The organism is Pedobacter sandarakinus (assembly GCF_026240095.1).
In the GTDB taxonomy this organism is placed as follows: Bacteria; Bacteroidota; Bacteroidia; order Sphingobacteriales; family Sphingobacteriaceae; genus Pedobacter; species Pedobacter sandarakinus.
This window is the reverse complement of sequence record NZ_JAPIVG010000003.1, coordinates 616,319-636,667: the sequence shown is the minus strand read 5'-3', so window position 1 is coordinate 636,667 and position 20,349 is coordinate 616,319. Positions and strand designations below refer to the sequence as shown.

The 20,349-nt window shown below is 39.2% G+C and carries 15 protein-coding genes; 12 read left to right on the top strand and 3 right to left on the bottom strand.

What is annotated here, in order from left to right; translation table 11 throughout:
• Positions 1 to 85: 85 nt before the first annotated feature.
• Positions 86 to 925: an energy transducer TonB gene (locus OQ268_RS11290; protein ID WP_265856240.1), complete on the bottom strand. Its 840-nt coding sequence runs from the start codon at positions 923 to 925 to the stop codon at positions 86 to 88.
• 202 nt (positions 926 to 1,127) lie between these two features.
• On the opposite strand from OQ268_RS11290, the gene OQ268_RS11285 reads away from it, so the two are divergent.
• The 5 genes from OQ268_RS11285 to OQ268_RS11265 all read left to right on the top strand — a co-directional run bounded on the left by OQ268_RS11285 (position 1,128) and on the right by OQ268_RS11265 (position 6,935).
• The gene (locus OQ268_RS11285) at positions 1,128 to 3,302 is read left to right on the top strand and encodes a glutamine synthetase III family protein (protein WP_265856239.1); all 2,175 of its coding nucleotides are present in this window, start codon (positions 1,128 to 1,130) and stop codon (positions 3,300 to 3,302) included.
• A 164-nt stretch (positions 3,303 to 3,466) separates the two neighbouring features.
• A complete protein-coding gene (locus tag OQ268_RS11280) occupies positions 3,467 to 4,648 on the top strand; it encodes an AIR synthase related protein (RefSeq protein ID WP_265856238.1) in 1,182 nt (393 codons plus the stop codon).
• 177 nt (positions 4,649 to 4,825) lie between these two features.
• Entirely contained in the window at positions 4,826 to 5,476 is a 651-nt protein-coding gene (locus tag OQ268_RS11275; protein ID WP_265856237.1) for an acetyltransferase, read from the top strand.
• Positions 5,477 to 5,648: 172 nt separating this feature from the next.
• Complete coding sequence (locus tag OQ268_RS11270; RefSeq protein WP_265856236.1) at positions 5,649 to 6,044, top strand: c-type cytochrome; 396 nt, start codon at positions 5,649 to 5,651, stop codon at positions 6,042 to 6,044.
• 96 nt (positions 6,045 to 6,140) lie between these two features.
• Positions 6,141 to 6,935, top strand: a complete 795-nt coding sequence (locus tag OQ268_RS11265) for a S1/P1 nuclease (RefSeq protein ID WP_265856235.1) — start codon at positions 6,141 to 6,143, stop codon at positions 6,933 to 6,935.
• 77 nt (positions 6,936 to 7,012) lie between these two features.
• On the opposite strand, the gene OQ268_RS11260 is transcribed toward OQ268_RS11265, so the two are convergent.
• The gene (locus OQ268_RS11260) at positions 7,013 to 8,011 is read right to left on the bottom strand and encodes a LacI family DNA-binding transcriptional regulator (RefSeq protein ID WP_265856234.1); all 999 of its coding nucleotides are present in this window, start codon (positions 8,009 to 8,011) and stop codon (positions 7,013 to 7,015) included.
• 254 nt (positions 8,012 to 8,265) lie between these two features.
• Here OQ268_RS11260 and OQ268_RS11255 point away from each other — a divergent pair, with 254 nt between their 5' ends.
• From OQ268_RS11255 to OQ268_RS11230, 6 genes are all read left to right on the top strand, one after another.
• The gene (locus OQ268_RS11255; RefSeq protein WP_265856233.1) at positions 8,266 to 10,029 is read left to right on the top strand and encodes a glycoside hydrolase family 13 protein; all 1,764 of its coding nucleotides are present in this window, start codon (positions 8,266 to 8,268) and stop codon (positions 10,027 to 10,029) included.
• 1 nt (position 10,030) lies between these two features.
• Positions 10,031 to 11,383, top strand: coding sequence for an MFS transporter (locus tag OQ268_RS11250; RefSeq protein ID WP_265856232.1), 1,353 nt, complete (start codon positions 10,031 to 10,033; stop codon positions 11,381 to 11,383).
• Positions 11,380 to 12,570: a glycoside hydrolase 100 family protein gene (locus tag OQ268_RS11245; RefSeq protein ID WP_265856230.1), complete on the top strand. Its 1,191-nt coding sequence runs from the start codon at positions 11,380 to 11,382 to the stop codon at positions 12,568 to 12,570. The genes OQ268_RS11250 and OQ268_RS11245 overlap by 4 nt, the downstream gene beginning before the upstream one ends.
• A gap of 2 nt (positions 12,571 to 12,572) precedes the next feature.
• Complete coding sequence (locus OQ268_RS11240; protein WP_265856229.1) at positions 12,573 to 13,481, top strand: carbohydrate kinase family protein; 909 nt, start codon at positions 12,573 to 12,575, stop codon at positions 13,479 to 13,481.
• 105 nt (positions 13,482 to 13,586) lie between these two features.
• Entirely contained in the window at positions 13,587 to 16,586 is a 3,000-nt protein-coding gene (locus OQ268_RS11235) for a SusC/RagA family TonB-linked outer membrane protein (RefSeq protein WP_265856228.1), read from the top strand.
• Positions 16,587 to 16,606: 20 nt separating this feature from the next.
• Complete coding sequence (locus OQ268_RS11230) at positions 16,607 to 18,139, top strand: RagB/SusD family nutrient uptake outer membrane protein (RefSeq protein WP_265856227.1); 1,533 nt, start codon at positions 16,607 to 16,609, stop codon at positions 18,137 to 18,139.
• A 139-nt stretch (positions 18,140 to 18,278) separates the two neighbouring features.
• Here OQ268_RS11230 and OQ268_RS11225 read toward each other — a convergent pair whose 3' ends face one another.
• The gene (locus OQ268_RS11225) at positions 18,279 to 18,929 is read right to left on the bottom strand and encodes a 1-acyl-sn-glycerol-3-phosphate acyltransferase (protein WP_265856226.1); all 651 of its coding nucleotides are present in this window, start codon (positions 18,927 to 18,929) and stop codon (positions 18,279 to 18,281) included.
• Positions 18,930 to 19,270: 341 nt separating this feature from the next.
• On the opposite strand from OQ268_RS11225, the gene OQ268_RS11220 reads away from it, so the two are divergent.
• Complete coding sequence (locus tag OQ268_RS11220; protein WP_265856225.1) at positions 19,271 to 20,227, top strand: YheT family hydrolase; 957 nt, start codon at positions 19,271 to 19,273, stop codon at positions 20,225 to 20,227.
• Positions 20,228 to 20,349: the final 122 nt, after the last annotated feature.

Here is a 20,349-nt window from a genome sequence, read left to right as displayed (position 1 = left end):
CAAATGCATAATAAAATGAGAAGGCTTGAGTAAAACTCAAGCCTTTTTTTTGCGTTAAAATTATGGAAATATCTCGACTTAATGATTACATGATCTGGAAGTTAATGGGCATATTGTAACGTACTCTAACGGGCACACCCCTGTTTTTCCCCGGCTTCCACAATGGCGATTTTTTAATTACTTTGATGGCCTCTTCATCGCATCCAAAACCAATACCCCGAAGTACCTTCACATCTGTTATCGAACCATCTTTTTCAACTACGAAGCTTAAAAAAACCTTTCCCACCACACCTTGATCTTGTGCCTGAGAAGGATAGCGCAAGTTGCGTTCCATGTACCTTGTAAAAGCCTTCATTCCGCCAGCAAACTCCGGATATTCGTCTACGCCCCCCAAATCAATCACGCCCTCATCGGCGCCAGTACCTTCTTGCTTGCCCAATCCATCTCCGTTACCGGCATTGGTAACTGTGTTAAGTACCAAATTGGGCTTAATCTCGCCTTCTTGGGTAATGTTACTGATCATTGCATTTTCGATTTCTTTCATCGTGGGCGGATCTTTAAGTTCTGGCTTATCTACTACAACGATATTGGAGGTCATGTTAACTGTTTTTACCTTTACAGGTTCTGCTTTTTGAGGTTCGGGCTTTTTTTCGGGCTCAACCTTTTTTTTCATATCATGAATTACATTAGAGAGATCTACCACAGTTGGTGGAGCGACTTCTTCTACCACTGTTGGATAAATCTTACTGTACACTAATGGTGCAAAGGCTACCAAAAGAAAGAAACCACTGGTAATAAATAGTGCACGAGTCATAATTGAAGATGATTTCGACCTAAGTTGATAAGCACCATAGGTTTTGTTGCGATTTGCGAATACAAGATCGAGCCACTCGGTTTTGTAAACATTGAATGAAGAGTTGAACATCGTTTTTCAGTTTTATGGATGATGATCAAAAAATCTTAATTCCATAAAACCAATTAAAAATCTCTATTATTTACAAAAAATGAAATTTATCACCTTAAAACCATTTTTATATTTCATTTTCAGTAAAATTGATAGAAAACTAACGATTGTTTTATAAAAATTAATAAAATATCCTATTTTTGACAAAAAACATAACGAATTAATGAAAAGCTTAAGAACCATCGCATTAAAAGAGGCTCAAAACAGAATTTCACCGGAAGTTAAATCTCCTTCGTCAAGAATTTCTGACTTTTTTGGCGCTAATGTATTTGATAAGAAAAAAATGAGAGATTTCTTATCTAAAGACGTGTACGAAAAATTAATTTCATCTATCAACCAAGGTGAATTAATTAATTCTGACGATGCTAACCAAATTGCAACAGCTATGAAAGCTTGGGCAATGGCCGCTGGCGCAACACATTACACTCACTGGTTCCAGCCATTAACAGGTACAACAGCAGAAAAACACGATTCATTTTTCGAGCCAAGCGGCGAAGGTGCTATAGAAAAATTTGCAGGTAGCGCATTGGTTCAACAAGAACCAGATGCTTCGAGTTTTCCTAACGGAGGTATCCGTAATACGTTTGAGGCCCGTGGTTATACTGCCTGGGATCCTTCTTCACCAGCATTCATTATGGAAAGCAAAGCTGGTAAAACACTTTGCATCCCAACGGTATTCGTATCTTACACTGGCGAAGCCTTAGATTATAAAGCACCACTATTAAAAGCATTAGCTGCACTTGATAAAGCTGCTGTTGATGTTTGCCAATACTTCGATAAAGGCATTACCAAAGTAAATGCATCATTGGGTATCGAGCAAGAATATTTCTTGGTTGATGAGTCTTTGTTTAATGCTCGTCCAGATTTATTATTAACTGGTCGTGCTTTATTTGGGCACATGTCTGCAAAAGGCCAGCAATTAGAAGACCACTATTTCGGATCAATTCCAGAACGTGTGTTTACATATATGGTTGATTTTGAAAACGAAGCTTTAAAATTAGGTATTCCGTTAAAAACCCGCCATAACGAGGTTGCACCATCACAATTTGAGTGCGCACCAATTTATGAGGAAATCAACTTAGCCATCGATCATAACCAATTATTGATGGATCTAATGGAAAAAGTTGCTCGCCGTCATCATTTCCGTGTGTTATTGCACGAAAAACCATATGCAGGCATTAACGGTTCTGGTAAACACAATAACTGGAGCTTAATTACAGATACTGGTAAAAACTTATTGGCTCCAGGCAAAACGCCTAAAAACAACCTGATGTTCCTGGCTTTCTTCGTAAATACAATCAAAGCGGTTAGCGAGCATGCTGATTTATTGCGTGCAAGTATTGCGTCTGTAAGTAACGATCACCGTTTAGGCGCAAACGAAGCGCCACCAGCAATTATCTCTATCTTCTTAGGATCGCAGTTGAATGATGTTTTAGATGAAATTGAGCATTCACGTATCAGCAAAAAAATTAAAGAAGATAACGCATTGTGGTTAGGAATTCCTAAAATACCACAAATCTTATTAGATAACACCGATCGTAACCGTACCTCTCCTTTTGCCTTTACAGGAAATAAATTCGAGTTGAGAGCTGTCGGTTCATCAGCTAACTCGTCGGCACCAATGACGATCTTAAATGCGATCATGGCTGAACAGTTAACGAAATTTAAAGTTGAGGTTGATAAGCTGATTAAAAAAGGCGACAAAAAAGACATCGCTTTGTTAACGGTGATTAAAAAATACATTAAGGAATCTAAATCTATCCGCTTCGAAGGAAATGGTTATAGCCAAGAGTGGGAAGATGAAGCTGCAACACGTGGGTTATCAAACATTAAAACTACGCCAAAAGCGCTAGATGCCTATTTGACAGAAAAGTCTGCTGAATTGTTTGCTTCGACAGGTATTTATAGTGCCCGTGAAATTCATGCCCGTCATGAAATTATGCTGGAAAACTTCTATAAAAAATTACAGATCGAAGCACGTGTTATGGGAGAGGTTGCCAACACTTCTATCATCCCTGCGGCGATTGCTTATCAAAACTCATTAATCGAAAATGTAAAAGGATTAAAAGAGCTTGGTGTAGAAAGCAAATCTTCATTGGATATTGTGAAAAAACTTTCTGAGCACTTGGATATTGTTAAAACCAATATCGATGCGATGTTAGAAGAACGTAAAGTGACCAACAAAATCGAAGATACTCGCGAGAAGGCAATTGCTTACGATGAGAAAGTTAAATCTTACTTCGATACCATTCGCTACCATGCAGATAAATTGGAGCAGATTGTTGATGATAGTGTTTGGCCATTACCAAAATTCAGAGAATTACTATTCATGAAATAAAGTTTACCGAAAGGTTTAAGGCAAAGGGCGTAAGATTTTATTACGCCCTTTTTTTTATGCACCACATGATGACAAAATAGCTATACGTAATGTAAACACGATGCTGAAAACCTTTTACTTTTACCTTCCACCTTTTGCCTCTATTTCCTTATCTTTGCCGCAACATGAGTGATAACAGGTACAATCAACGTGGCGTTTCTGCCTCAAAAGAAGATGTGCATAATGCCATCAAAAACATCGATAAAGGAATTTTCCCCAAAGCATTCTGTAAAATAATTCCCGATATTTTAGGCAACGATGATGAGTATTGTAATATTATGCATGCTGATGGTGCAGGCACAAAGTCCTCTTTGGCCTATGTTTACTGGAAAACCACTGGTGATATTAGCGTTTGGAAAGGTATTGCACAGGATGCCATTATCATGAATATTGATGATTTAATTTGTGTTGGCGCTACTGACCAGATTTTGCTGTCATCTACCATAGGAAGAAATAAAAATCTGATACCCGGAGATGTTATTGCTGCCATTATTAATGGTACGGAAGAAATTCTTGCCGACTTAAGAGCGCAGGACATTTCTATTTACGCTACAGGTGGTGAAACTGCAGATGTTGGGGACTTAGTAAGAACAATTATTGTGGATTCTACAGTTACCTGTCGGATGAAACGTGAAGATGTAATTAGTAATGATAACATTAAACCTGGTGACGTAGTAATTGGTCTTGCCTCTTCTGGTCAGGCCACCTACGAAAGCGAATATAACGGGGGCATGGGCTCGAATGGCTTAACTTCTGCCCGTCATGATGTATTTGAGAAATCAATCGCCAATCGCTATCCCGAAAGCTTCGACCCTGCTGTTCCATTAGACTTAGTTTTTTCAGGACAAAAACATCTTGATGAAGAAATTGAAATTGAAGGCTTTGGAAGAATGACGGTAGGTAAGCTGGTTTTGTCTCCTACACGCACTTATGCTCCGGTAATCAAAAAAATTCTAGAGACCTACCGTAAACAAATAAGCGGAATCGTTCATTGCAGCGGGGGTGCGCAAACAAAAGTATTGCACTTTGTAAATGACGATATCCACGTGATTAAGGATAATTTGTTCCCTATCCCTCCCCTTTTTAAGCTCATTCAGGAGCAATCCGCAACCGACTGGAAAGAGATGTATAAAGTTTTTAACATGGGTCATAGAATGGAACTTTATGTACCGCAGGAAATTGCTAAGAACATCATCGAAATTTCCAAGAGCTTTAACATTGATGCTCAAATTATCGGTCGTGTTGTAAAATCCGATAAAAAGCAAGTAACCATCTCAAGTGAGCAGGGCACATTCGTGTACAATTAATTACACATTTATGCTTAGAATTGCACCTTAAACTAGCAGTGGGCAGTTTCATTTCGTAAAGTTCTTTACACTTTTAGCTTAGCATTACAACCATCACCTCTATCGTTACATAGAATATTATTACATTAGTTTCGGCTTATCTTCCTATTAATAGGTCTAACCAAACTAAGAATTATTATGATCGATGTCTACTTTTTGGGCGCTGGAAACCATGCGTCTGAGATGGGTGAATATTTTACTGAACAAAGGGATGTAAATTGGGCAGGATGTATTGTTGATGCCGATCACCACCAAAATCATCCAACTATCAGTAAATCTATTTTCCTCATCGATGATTTTATCAGGTCTATTCCAGCAGAGCGAAACACCAAATTAATCGGCGCAATAGGAGACTACAAAAGAAGCGTAATGATCACTCGACTGGAAGAATTAGGTTACGCCTTTATTAATTACTATCATCCTAGTAGCTACATAAGTCCATCAGTAAAGGCAGGACGGGGTAGTTGTGTAGCACCGCTTTGCGTTATTAATGCAAACGTAGTAATAGGCAATCACTGTATTATCAATTCAAAAAGCAACATTAGCCACGACTGTGTGCTATCAGACTTTGTTACCATATCGCCAGGTGTTTCGATTGCAGGAAATGTACGCATAGGTGAAGGCGTTTTTATTGGTACTGGGGCAAACATTATTCCTGATGTCACTATTGGCGATGGTACTTACATTGCTGCTGGCGCATGTGTTACTAAATCTGTACCTGCGAATGTTATGCTTGCAGGTGTTCCTGCTTCTATAAAAAAATCCATAAAGCAAGCCCTGCAATATTAGCTTTCCTGCCATCCTTTGCACATCTAATTATATTTTTAAGTGTTTTTTCTCTTGAAGGTATGTCCTTGAAGATTAATTAATTCCATATCATTGAAATAAATCTATTACAATTCAATATTCAATGAAAAAATTTTAGAAAACGGCTATATTAGACTTAAGAAAATGATAATTTATGTATTACAAAAAAACAATAGTATTAACCACATTAGTATGCCTTTCCTTAAGTTTAAGCGCTTTTTTACCTAAAAAGGCAGAAGAAACTAAGTTTAAGAATTTAAAGGTGTTGCCAAAAAACATAAGTAAGGAAGACTTAGATAAAGTGATGGATAATTTTAAAATGGCATTGGGCGTTCGTTGTGGCTTTTGCCATGCGCCGATGAAAGATAATCCGAAAAAGATGGATTTTGCAAGTGATGAAAAACAGGAAAAAGAGACAGCCCGCAAAATGATGCAGATGACAGCGAAAATCAACAAGAAATATTTTCATGAGACGATGAAGGAAGGAAAGACATTGGCACAAATTGCTTGTATCACCTGCCACAACGGAAAAACTGAGCCTGCAAACTAAAACTTAAATGATTAGGATTTTACTCAGCCTTAACGGTAAACCATTAATATTTTTTATTAAGCTTTTAAATTAACATTTCGCCAATATCTTTGTATCATGAAAAAATACACTGTGGCATTCGCACTATTTTGTTTTGCAATTTTAACAAGTTCATGGGGCTTTTTCGGCCATAAAACTGTAGCTAGCATAGCAGAAGTACATCTGTCTGAGCCGGCAAAATCAGCAGTGAGTAACCTACTTGGAAGCGAATCATTAGTAGATGTGGCAGCTTGGGCTGATGAAGTACGAAATCAGCCTGCATACAGGAATACCGCGGGATGGCATTTTGTCAACCTTCCACTTGGATTAAACCGTGCAAAATTCAGAGACTCGATTGGTAAAATTAAGGAGGCGAACCTGTTGAGTGCCTTAGTTTTAAATGAGTCTATATTATTGGATCCAAATGCTACGAAATCCCAAAAAGCAATTGCTTTGAAATTTGTAGTTCACTTAGTTGGAGATGCACATCAGCCCATGCATGTAAGCCGTGCGGAGGATAAAGGCGGTAACTCTATCCAGGTGCAATTTGATGGCAAAGGAACAAATTTGCATACGCTTTGGGACAGTAGATTACTAGACCATCAAGGCTTAAGTATAGCGGATTTGGTAGCTAAGGATAACGTTAGCCGTAGTAAAATTAGAAGGTGGCAAAAGGCTACTCCTGAAGATTTCTTATTTGAAAGCTATAAAATTAGCTCAAAGCTCTACAAGGAAGTAGCGAAAAACAACAACATTGATGAAGCGTATTATCAATCGCACATTGGTATCGCAAACCAAAGAACAGAAATGGGCGGAATACGTTTAGCAGGCATATTAAACGAGCTATTCAAGAATGGTGTTGTATATAAATAACTAATAATATATCCTGAATTTCTATTTATCTTGAAATAGAATCCGCTAGTATTAGCGGTAGGTATGATTTTATCTCATCAAATTGACCCGCCTACAACCAATCTGGATTCGTCTACAAGTGTTTGGGCAAAAGAACTACCAGCAATGCATCGTTTCATACGTGTAAATGCTAATTTACCAAGGTTATAACCACTGGTCTCTGCGTAGGTTATTTCAGGATAAAACAACATCGGGATCATTCCATCGCTAATAGCAATTACGCCCAGATCTTTCGGAGCCTGCAAGCCCAATCGTTGAACCGCTTTCATAGTTCCTGCCAAAATCTCATCACTCATGGCAAACACGGCAAAATTAGTTCCGACATAATTTGGCAATAGGTTAAGTGCAATCTGCTCTGCCTCATCAAAACTCCGGGCATGCACAATTTGCAAGTTGATGTTGTTTTCAACTGGCGAAAGCACTGCAGAGAATTTCCGGAGCCGGGCCTGTGTAATCGACATATTTTCATCGCCAAAGACCGCCAGTATATTTGAAATACCTTTTTTAAGGATTTCATTTGCGGCAATGGCTGCCGCGTGTTCATCTCCCACACAAATTTTATTGCAAGACTCATATTCCGGCACCTTATCAAAAAAGATAACAGGTATCCCGTGAACATCCAGCTTTAAAAAAGGTTCCATGTCTGAAGTTTTAGAAGTAATGGCGATAAAAATTCCCGATACCCTTTTATGCCTGCAACTTTTTAAAATCTCCTGCTCCAGCAGCGGATCATCAGACGAACGGTAAATAATGATGGAATAACCGTTAGCTCGTGCATCTTCTTCGATAGCGCTGATAAAGGAATGATAGAAAAAGTGAGATAAACTTGGTACTACAACGGCAAACTCCTTACTGTTGTGGGTACGCAGGTTTACTGCATAAGGATTTGGGTCGTATTCCAGCAAGGCTGCCAACTCGTTAACTTTTGTCTTTGTTTCAGGAGATATATCGGGATGGTTCTTTAGAGCTCTGGAAACTGTGGATATACTCACATGTAGCCGTTCGGCAATTTTCTTAAGTGTTGGATTTTCTCTCACGTTAAAATATTTGGTTACTCAAATATAAATTTTCCACAGCAAACATTTTCGCAAATGTTTCCGCAAACGTTTGCGGTCGCAAACGAACTAAATGTTGATATTTTAATTTATAATTCAGTTATCTTCATATCAAGATTTTTACAAAACAATCAAGGAGCATATCCTGAACGGCACAATGTGAAAACTAACCAAATATAACCAGCAGCGATAGTATTGGCCAACGGCCTGTAAAATCTTTGCGTAAGTCTTAAAATATGAGAAAATGCGTACCATTTCTATCATTCTTTTTGCTATTTCTAATGATCGATAGCTATGCCCAAATCCTAACAGACCAAGATAAAACAAACATGGCAGCAGGAAAAAAGACTTGGTGGAAAGAGGCGGTAGTGTACCAACTATACCCAAGAAGCTTTAAAGATAGCGACGGCGACGGTGTGGGCGATTTAAAAGGGATCATTTCTAAACTCGATTATTTACAAAGCCTGGGAATAGATGCCGTTTGGCTCAATCCAATTTTTTCTTCTCCAAACGATGACAACGGTTACGACATCAGCGACTACCGAAACATCATGAAAGAATTTGGTACGATGGAGGACTTTGATGAACTACTCAAAGGCTTGCATAAACGAAAAATCAGGTTGGTTTTAGATATGGTACTTAACCATAGCAGCGATGAGCATGAATGGTTTAAGCAAGCCAAATCATCACGCACCAATCCATACAGAAATTACTATCATTGGTGGCCAGCAGAAAAAGGTAAGCCAGTTCCGAGATATAGCTTTTTTGATGTTAACAGCGATGCATGGAAATATGATGCGGGAACTAGCGCTTATTACTTGCACTATTTTTCGCAAAAACAGCCTGATTTAAATTGGGAAAATGAAAAACTGAGGAATGAGATCTATGACATGATGAAATTCTGGTTAGACAAAGGTATAGACGGATTAAGAATGGATGCCTTTCAATATGTCTCGAAGGACACAAGTTGGAAGGCCTATCCCCCTGGCTATGAAAAAGACATCATCAAATATTACGGAATGGGTCCAAATCTCCACCGCTACTTAAAGGAAATGAATAAACAGGTGATTAGCAAATATAATGTGATGACTGTTGCCGAAGGAGCTGGGAGCACCTTGGAAGATGCCCATGCCCTAGTTGATGAAGACCGGAAAGAATTGAATATGGCCTATCACTTCGAAATCATGGATATTGGAAATGATCCATCAGGTTATAAGTTGGTAGATCTTAAACGGGCTTTTACAAAATGGGATCAATCGTTTGAAACAAAAGGTTGGCTAGCCATTTTCCTTGTCAACCATGATGTACCCAGAATGGTAACTAAGTATGGCAACGACAGTCCTGAACTCAGAAGTGCCTCCTCTAAACTTCTGACTACCCTCATTATGACCATGAGGGGAACGCCTTTTTATTATAATGGCGATGAGTTGGGTATGTCGAATATAAAATTTCAACAGATCGAAGATTATAGAGACATTGCTACCATCAATGGGTACAAAAACGCCCAGACTAAAGGAGAAGACCTTCAGGCGTTTTTAAAGAAGCAACAATTCATCTCAAGAGACAATACCAGAACACCGTTTCAATGGGATGGCTCTGAAAATGCAGGTTTCACAACCGGAAAACCTTGGATAAAGGTTAATCCAAATTACTTACAAGTGAATGCTGCTGCACAAGAACAAGACCCTAATAGTGAACTATCTTATTTCAAAAATATAGTTGCGCTGAGAAAAGCCAATTCTGTTTTGGTTTATGGGAATTATCAAGTTTTTGACATCGAAAATCCTGATGTGTATTGTTACACCAGGCAGCTTGAAAACGATAAAATGCTGGTCTTACTTAACTTTTCGAAGGAAAAAGTTTCTTATCAAATAGATAGCAAACTAATACTTGAGAATGCTAAAATCCTAACTAATAATTATGCTGATGCAAAGCTAAAGTCAAACAAAATTGAATTAATGCCATGTCAGGCTATCGTTTATAAAATCAACCAGCATTAATATGATCGTTAGACAAGCAGATCAGGCAAACCGTTTCACTTCGGCTGTGAAGTTGAACTTTAGTTCTATCATCGCTATGAACATGGGTTTCTTCGGAATCCAATATAGTTTTGGTTTGCAGCAAACCAATATGACTCCAATCTATGCTTATTTGGGTGCCGATGCTTCACAAATCCCTTTACTTAACCTGGCAGGGCCAATGACCGGTTTAATTATCCAACCCATTATTGGCGCAATGAGCGATAAAACCACCAGCAGGTTTGGCCGCAGAAGACCCTACTTTTTAATTGGTGCTATCATTTGCAGCATTTGCCTGTTTGCCATGCCATATAGCAGTACAATCTGGATGGCAGCAGGAATTCTTTGGATTCTGGACGCTGGCAACAACATTACAATGGAACCTTATCGGGCTTTTGTAAGCGACAAACTACCACCTGAGCAACATGCATTGGGTTTCTTAACTCAAAGCTTTTTTACTGGGTTGGGAATTACGCTGGCAAACCTAACACCAGCAATTTTAATAGCTGCAGGAATTCTTAATATTCACGATCGTAGTACCAATAATATTCCATATACCACCTTCGCCGCCTTCTTTATCGGTGGAATAGTATCTGTTGGCTCAATTATGTTCAGTTGTTTTACAACAAAAGAAACACCCTTATCACCAGTAGAAATCCAAAAGATAAAGACGATGCCAAATGGCTTGGTAAGTATTTTTAAGGACATTTATGCCGCCTTTAAAGTTATGCCATCCACCATGCGTAAATTAGGCTTGGTTTACCTTTTCAATTGGTATGGTATGTTTATTTATTGGCAGTTTATCACTTTGTGTTTAGCCAAAACAATTTATAATACCGTAAATGTTTCATCAGATGGTTTTGCATCAGCGCAATTACTTACGGGTAGTGTAAATGGAGGATACAACATCGTCACTTTCATCGTGGCCTTTCCCCTAGCCTATTTTGCCCGAAAAATAACATCGAAAAAGGTTCATTTATTTAGTTTGCTAGCAGGAGGAATTGGTTTGGTATGCTTGCCAAGTATTCATCAGCCGGTGTTACTAATAGTGCCGATAATAGGCCTGGGTATTGCATGGGCAAGTATGATGGGTACGCCCTATGCAATGCTGGCAGGGAGCATACCTCCAGCAAAAACAGGGATTTTTATGGGCATTTTAAATATGTTTATCGTAATGCCCATGTTATTAGAAACCTTAACCTTCAAATATGTTTATAAGTATATTTTAGGTGGCCACCCCGAAAACGCAATTATTTTTTCTGGTACGTTAATTATGATTGCTGGTTTAATGGTTCTACGAATTAAGAGGAGCGATAAGTCGCCGGTAAGCTTATGATAAATTCAAAATCATATCACAAAGCTATCAATCTGCTGCACCAGGCCTCCACTTCATTTGGCTTTGTAGCGGCGGTACAAGAGCATGATAACTATAAGCGTGTTTGGACCAGAGATGGCGTGATTACTTCTATAGCTGGATTATTATCGAAAGATGAAAATTTGGTTAGAACGGCAAAAGCAACGCTAGAGACACTCTTCAATCACCAACACAGCTGTGGGTTCATGCCATCAAATGTTTCGCCTATAGATGGTTCGGTAAGCTATGGCGGAACTGCGGGAAGGGCCGATAACCCATCGTGGGCGGTAATTGGCTTAGCGGCATATACCATATTAACTGAAGATAAATCCCTCTGGGAAAAATATCAAATAGAAATTAATAAGTGTTTCGCCATTTTGGAAGCCTGGGAATATAATGGAAAACAGCTAATATATGTGCCTCAAAGTGGCGATTGGGCTGATGAATATATTCAGCACGGCTATATATTGTTCGACCAGCTTTTGAGGCTTTGGGCATTGCAATTAGCAAATACGATATCAAGAAATGAAACCTGGGAAAGCAAAACCGCAAATATTGCGCTAACAATAAAGAACAACTACTGGAATAGTGCTAATTCAAAAACATTATATGCACCTAATCTAGAACACCAGTTGCAAAATGCACCGAAGGAATTTTGGCTCATGGGTTTTAATCCAGCCACAATTTATCCATACTTCGATTTACAAGCCAACACGTTTGCCATTCTACTGGGCTTGGGAGATGAAGATAAAGACGAACGAATTTTAACCTTTATCAAAAGCATTTACCAATCTCCGAATAACCTTTTACCATCTTTCTTCCCTGTTATTGGTGAAAAAGATTTTGACATGCAGGCGTTGATTAACAACTACGCTTACACGTTCAGGAATAAACCGCATTATTTCCATAATGGAGGATTATGGCCAGTATGGAATGGATGGCTGGTTGCAGCATTAACAAGTACCGGCCAGACAAACTGGGCAGCTAGCTTGCTTTCGGCCATCCATCAAGCTAATGATGATGAATTTAATGAATGCTTACATGGCGGTGATGGGCATCCTTGTGGGGTACCGCAATGTACCTGGAGTGCAGCAGGCGCCATCATTGCAGCACATGCCTTGCACGATCAAAACTTTAAAAAACTGTTTGATTTCAATTTAAAACTCTAATAATGGACATCGAAAATACTCCAAGCGAAAAAATTCTGGTAGTTGGCGAGCTACTTGCAGATATCATTTCTGAACGAGATGTTGCAACATTGGCCAGCCCTACGAGCTTTCAGATTAACCAGGGAGGTAGTTCCTCGAACCTATCTGCAAACCTAAAATGGCTGGGCGTAGATACGCACCTAATTGCTACGGTAGGAAATGATAATCTAGGCACTTTGCTAATTGATGAACTGAAAAAAGTGGGACTGTCTGATGAACACATAGCAAGATCTGCATGCAGGCAAACCAGTATCGTTTTGGTGGGTAAAAATCCTCATACGCCAGACTTTATTGCCTACCGAAGCGCAGATATCGCCATTAAACGCGTGGACACGGCCCTTATAGAAAGCTGTAGTATTATTCATTCCACTGCTTTCGCATTAAGCAAAGAGCCTGCCCGTACGAACATCATAAATGCATTAATCAAAGCACATCAACTCGGTAAAACCATATCTATAGACTGGAATTTTGCGCCATCTATATGGCAGGAAGACGATGGGAAAGATGTATTTAGAAAAATATGCAAGCTATATCCTTTGTTAAAAATGAGTATCGACGATTTGGAACGCTTCGCCAACGAATCGATGGACCACACACAGGCGAAAGAATGGCTCGATCAATTGAATGTAAAAGCCATCTGCTTAACGTGTGGAAAAGACGGAGTATGGTTTAAACAACATGGGCAGCAATGGGTCCATAAACCAGCCTTGCAAGTTAAGGAAGTTGCTGGCGTAACCGGTGCTGGAGATGCTTTCTGGTCTGGTTTCCTGGCCCACTACCTAAAGCGTGAAAGCATAGATAACTGTGTTGCCCATGCACTTGAAATCGCTAAACTGAAAATAGAGCTACCCTATCCACTTTACAAAAATTAAACACCGTAACAACTAATCGATAAAAAATGAAGAACCTACCACCTTAACAAATATTATCCAAAATTAAACATCAATATTCTTTCTAACCAAACAAATAACTCAATTATGAACATTAATCTACTAAACAGTTGGTCTGTTTTACATCTAAAACAGAAATTGTATTCACTGAAGAAATTGTTAGTTCTCAGTTGCTTTATGGCTTTTATAAGCACAGGAGCATTCGCCCAAACTATAGTCAAGGGCATAATTTTCGACAATGATAAACAACCTCTACCAGGAGCTACCATACAAGTTGTAGGCAGCACTATGAAAAGTCAGAGTGACAATGAAGGTAAATACCAGATTTCAGTTCCCTCTGGCACGGCAAAATTAACAGTAAGTTTTGTTGGCTATGAAACGCAAACCGTATCAGTAAATAATCAGTCTATTGTTAATATTACGATGGCATCATTAAATAACCTCGACGCGGTGGTGGTTATCGGCTATGCATCTGTAAGGAAGAGCGATTTAACAGGTGCCGTGGCGAACGTTTCTGCTAAAGATTTTAACAAGGGGCCAGTTACTGCTCCCGATCAGTTGATCCAGGGAAAGGTGGCTGGTGTACAGCTTACCGCAAACAGTGGACAGCCAGGTGGCGCCAACACAGTTCGTATTCGGGGTAATTCTGCAATTGCAGGTACCGGACAGCCGCTTTACGTGGTGGATGGTGTGGCATTAGATGGGCGAAGCGCCAGACCAGGTTTAGATGCAGGGAGTTTAGGTGTTACACCTGGGGGCAATCCTTTAAACTTCATTAATCCATCAGATATCGAATCGATGGAGATATTGAAAGATGCATCTGCCACAGCGATTTACGGATCTAGGGGTGCATATGGTGTGGTTTTAATCACGACAAAAAGAGGTAAAGTAGGTGATCTGAAAACTGACTTGAGTATGTCAGCCGGGGTAAGCAACATCATGCGGTCTATCGACGTAATGAATGGCGATGAATATCGTGCAGCCTTAAATACTTACGGAATTACTAGTGGCAACGAAGGACAAAACGTTGACGCATTAAAGGCGATTACCAGGACAGCTTATAACCAAAATTACTCGTTGAATATGAGTGGCGGTAGAGATGAAGCTAAATTTCGCTTTTCTTTAGGTTACCAAGATATTGATGGGATTATAAAAGGTTCAAATTTTACCAAATATACTGCTGGGGCAACTGGTAACTTCAAATTTCTTGAAAACAAAAAACTCGGTTTAGATATAAACGTCATCACGAGTCAGTATAGTGAAAATATTGCTCCGGTATCTAACAATGCAGGTTACCAGGGCAGTGTGCTTGGGCAGGCCTTATCATGGAACCCTACTAAGTCATTGTATAATGCAGACGGCAGCGTATTTGTAGGTACTGGAACTACCATCAACCCTGTTGCAATGTTAGAAGCTTTTAGCGATAAATCGAAAGTAACTACTGCGCTTGGAAGTTTCTCGCCATACTACAAAATTGCAAAGGGATTAGAGTACCGGATGCTGGCCAGTGTGAATTATAGCACGGGAACTCGACGTTCTTCTATCCGCAGCATCATCAACCTGGAAGATATTCAAAGCAGGGGCGGCTTTGCAAACATTGGAAGTAATGAGCTAATTACCTTACAAAACACCCATACTTTAAATTACACTGCAGACATAACGGCTGGCCTCAGCCTAAATGCAGTTGTTGGTTACGAGTACATGAAATATATCAATAAAGGCAGCAACTCTTCTGCTTACGGCTTCGACAATACACCGATTGATTATACCAACATCATGCAATACTCTCCTACGGATAAACGAACGCTAACTTCTTTTAACGATCCAAAGTCAGAACTGCAGTCAGAATTTGCAAGGGCTACCTTAAACTACAAAAATAGATACATTGTTACCGGAACTTTCCGTGTAGATGGATCTACGAAATTTGGTACCAATAATAAATATGGCTACTTCCCATCTTTCTCTGCAGCATGGAATATCAAAAATGAAAGTTTCTTTAATATTGAAGCCATTAGTGCCTTAAAGTTAAGAGGTGGTTGGGGTAAAACCGGTAACCAGGAGTTCCCGGCAGGCGCATCTCAGGAAAGATATGCTGCAACCGGCCCGCTTACTTTTGCGTTGGTAAATAATGCCAATCTCGATTTGAAATGGCAATCTGACGAACAAACCAACCTTGGAATTGATTTTGGTATATTTAAAGGCAGAATAACAGGTTCTGTAGATTATTTCAGTAAAAAAACAACCGATTTATTATACCCACGCATTCCTTATGTACCTTCTTCGCCATCTGCGGCTATTACTTGGGTTAACTTACCAGGCATTATCAAAAATAGTGGTGTAGAATTAGCTTTAAGTGCGCAAGTGGTAGCAAAAGAAGATTTTACCTGGGATTTGAGTGCCAACGCTACTTTTATTAAAAATAGTGTAAGCAATATGCCTAACACCATCTTAACTGGTAACTTGAATGGCCAAGGTTTAAGTGGCGTAACCACCGAGGTGATCCAAAACGGTTTACCTCTCTTTGCCATGGTTACTAAGCAATTCGAAGGTTTAGACGCCAATGGATTTTCACAATATACTGATGGTGGTTTTACTTATTACTATGTGGGTAATCCAAATCCATCTACTTTGTTAGGCATTAGTACAACTGTGGCCTACAAAAAATTATCGCTTACAGCGAATTTAAACGGTGCGCTTGGACAAGATATTTATAACAATACTGCAAATGGAGTAATTTCTATCTCTAATTTAGGTAGTAAAAACATTGCTAAAAATCTGGTAGGCGGGCCAATTAAAGAATCATTAGCGAATCCAATTTCAGCCTCATCTCGCTACATTGAAGATGGCAGCTATCTAAAATTGGCAAATGCAACCCTCAATTACCGAGTTGGAAATCTAGGTAAATCAATTAAAAACTTAAACGTGTATGTTACTGGCCAGAATTTATTTGTGATTACCAAATTTACTGGTTTTGATCCTGAAGTAAACGTAGATAAAAACAGAGATGGCGTACCATCAGCGGGGATTGAGTATATTCCATACCCTTCTGCACGTACGTTTACATTCGGCGTTAACCTATCTCTTTAACCTTTATTAATTAAATAGTTATGAAAATATTCAATCAAAAAAAATGGCTGGTATTGCCGGTTGCATTTTTAATGCTTGGTTCTTGCACTAAGCTAAATGAAAATTTAAACAGTGAATTAACCTCATCGCAAATTAGTAGTGGTGCTGCAGATCCAACTACGTTGTTGAAAGGCGTTTACACGTCTTTAAGAAATCCATTTGAAGCACCTTGGGGCGTTTGGTCGTTGCAGGAGGTAGCTTCTGATGAGGTAATTATCCCTACCCGTGGCGGCGACTGGGACGACGGTGGCGATTGGAGAGCTTTTCATCTTCATAAGTGGAATTCTTTTCATTCGCGGATTTACAGCACTTTGAAAGACTTAACAGGCACAACCTTCGCTGCTACCGATTTACTGCGTTACAACCCTACCCCTCAACAGGCTGCCGAAGCCCGGTTTGTTAGGGCTTTAGCTACATTCTCCATTATTGATTTGTTTGGACAGGCCCCCTATCGTGAACCTGGAGAGAACCTAACTCAACCGGCGAAAGTAAGGTCTGCTGCCGAAGCTACCGATTTCGTGATTAGTGAGCTCAATGCCATTATACCTACATTGCAAAGTGCAACCGCTGCAGGTGCTAAGCCTTACATTGCTACTAAAGAAGCGGCAAAAGTGTTATTGATGAAATGTTATCTCAATAAAGGTACCTTCGCTAACAGAACTACGCCTGCCTTTGATGCTGCTGATATGACTAAAGTAATTGCTTTGGCAGATGAAATTATCGCTACAGGTAAGTATTCACTAGCAACCAATTACTTCGATAACTTCGCACCAAACAACGAAAATATTTCAACAGAAAATATTTTTACAGGACACAACATCGGTGGTGGTGAAGGCAGTGGCTTAAATGCATTCTTTTATGCGCCTTCGCATTACAACATGAATCCTGGTGGATGGAATGGTTTTTCTACCCTATCTGATTTTTATGCCAAGTTTACCTCAACAGATATCAGACGTGGCACTAGCTATGCTGGTATGACCAATGTAGGGGGTGTAAAAATTGGTTTTAACGTAGGACAACAGTTTAGCCAAAACGGAGTGGCCTTAAAAGATCGTCGTGGAAATCCACTGGCCTTCACCCCAGAAGTAAATATCATCGAAAAAGATGTTAATCACCTGGAAGTTGCAGGAATTAGGGTGTATAAATATGCCATTGATTATGCACAGATCGGTAATCCTAATAATGATTGGGTTTATTTCCGCTATGCAGATGTTTTATTGATGAAGGCTGAAGCATTAATGCGCACGTCTAATGCTGCCGCTGCCCTAACCATTGTAAATAATGTGAGAACCGTTAGAGGTGCAGCTGCATTAACTTCACTTACACCAGATGTAATGATTGATGAACTTGGTCGTGAATTTTACTGGGAAAGCCACCGACGTACTGACCTTATTCGTTTTGGTAAGTGGTTAAGTGCATGGCAAGAAAAGCCGGCAAGTGAGGCGAAAAACCTACTCTATCCTATTCCTGATAATCAGATCAATGAGAATCTGAAACAAAACCCAGGCTACTAATTATTCGAATTAAAAAAACCCGGCGATATAAACCGGGTTTTTTTATGCCTACCTCCCCCAGATCACCTTGCTGTATATCGCCCTTTGTATTATCCAGATGATAAAACATATCAATGAGACGATAATAAAGCAATTCAAATTAAACTGCATCAACAACGCTTTCTGGCGGGCGATAAAGTCGTTGATTTTGTTGTTTACATGATTGATAAAACAGATTGTACGCTTCTTCCATCTTGTTAGAATCACGTTCTCCTTCGTAGGAAGTAAAATATACCCTAGCAACAGGCTTGTAATTCTCTAAATAATCGAGCAGGGTTACACCGAAAAAAACCTGAAAAGGAACGTTTTTAGCATGTTTAAAAATGTAAGCCAAGCCAGGCACAAAATGAATTTTATTAAGATGCATAGAATATAAACCCCCTTGCGGATAGATTCCTAACATCACAGTGGGATCTTTAAGTGACTCGGCGGCATAATTCAAGGAATCAATCATACTTCTCGACTTCTTACTTACAGAAAAACATCCAAAATATTTTAATATCGGAAATGCCTTCATCTGCGATTCGATTACCATTGCCTTCAATTGCTTTTTTAATAGCAAACGGCATATTCTATTAAGTAGGAAACCATCGTTAAAACTATAATGATTCATCAACATCAAACAAGATTGATCTGGCTTTACTGCTATTTCATTCATGAACTTGATGGATGAATAATGGCGCAAGATCCAAGGTTCCAAAGCAACATTTAGGAACAGCTTCATTAATCTATTCGGTTTGTCTTTAATCATCAGTTCAATTATAGCAACGATATTTATGTTTTATTACCTTCTAACGTTCAACGGGCAAAGGTAATTATTTGGGCGAAAAAAAGACCACGCTCATGAGGCTCTACATTGGAAATTCGAACAAATTATGTTGCAAATATTATTTTTACTTACCTTTATTTCTGAATAATTTTTGACTGAGGTAGAGGTTTAAGTGGATAACATCTTTGAAATATCTTCAGCTACCGATTGTAAGAGAGACAAACCAAAATATGCATCAGCGATATCATTAGCCTTCAATACCGGCAATTATCCATTTATTAAAACCATTTTTTCACCTTACTGAACACACCTGTTAATAATATATGCCTGTTTTGCAATCGAAATACCGCCCACCCCTTTATCTTTTTAATGGTCACCTCCAAACCATAGCACCCGTTTTTGGTGTAAAAAGAGATAATTCACTTTATCGAACGGAAAAAATGGAATTACCTGATGGCGATTTCCTGGAGCTAGATTGGATACGCAATGGCAATAATCGATTGATGGTTGTTTGCCATGGGCTTGAAGGAAATTCAAGAAGCCATTATGTGCAACAAATGGCCCAACATTTTAGTGTGTTAGGCTGGGATATTTTAGCAATACACGCCCGCAGCTGCGGCAGAGAGATGAACCGCTTACCCGTTCTTTATCATGGCGGGGCAACAGCCGACATAGATGCCGCAGTAAAAGAGTATGCTTCCAAATATCAAAAATTGTTTTTGGTTGGGTTTTCGTTGGGCGGAAACATGTTATTAAACTTTGTTGGAAGACATCGAACACCAGAGAACCTGATGGGAATTGCCACCTTCTCTGTGCCTTGTGATTTATGTGAGTCTGAGAAACAAATAGATCGATATACAAATCGTATTTATTTGCGCAAGTTCCTTGATAAGTTAAAAAATAAGGTCCGAAAGATGGAGCGCAATCATCCTGGTATTTTCGACATTGAAAGGTTAAACCGTATTACTTCCATACAAGATTTCAGTGCAAATTTTACTGCCCCGTTTTCAGGTTTTAACTCTCTTGATGAGTTATATGCAGCAGGTAGCTGTTTACAAGCTTTAACCCAGATTAAGATACCAACGCTAGTTGTAAATGCCAAGAACGACCCTTTTCTGTCGCCAAGCTCTTACCCAATTGATTTAGCCAGGAATAGTGAACACATTTTTCTTGACACGCCTACACGAGGCGGACATTCTGCTTTTCCGTTAAGCGCAAGTACATCATGGATGCCTATTCGCGTAGAACAGTTCTTGAAGGAACAATTTGGCATAGCCTAATAATCTACCAATTTGTTGATGAAAATAAACCGACAGCAAACGCCTCAAAGAGTTTGAAAATTTTTAATTACCCTACAGCAAAAAGCTGTAGGGTGCATTTTAGTTTAAGAAAAATCCATCAA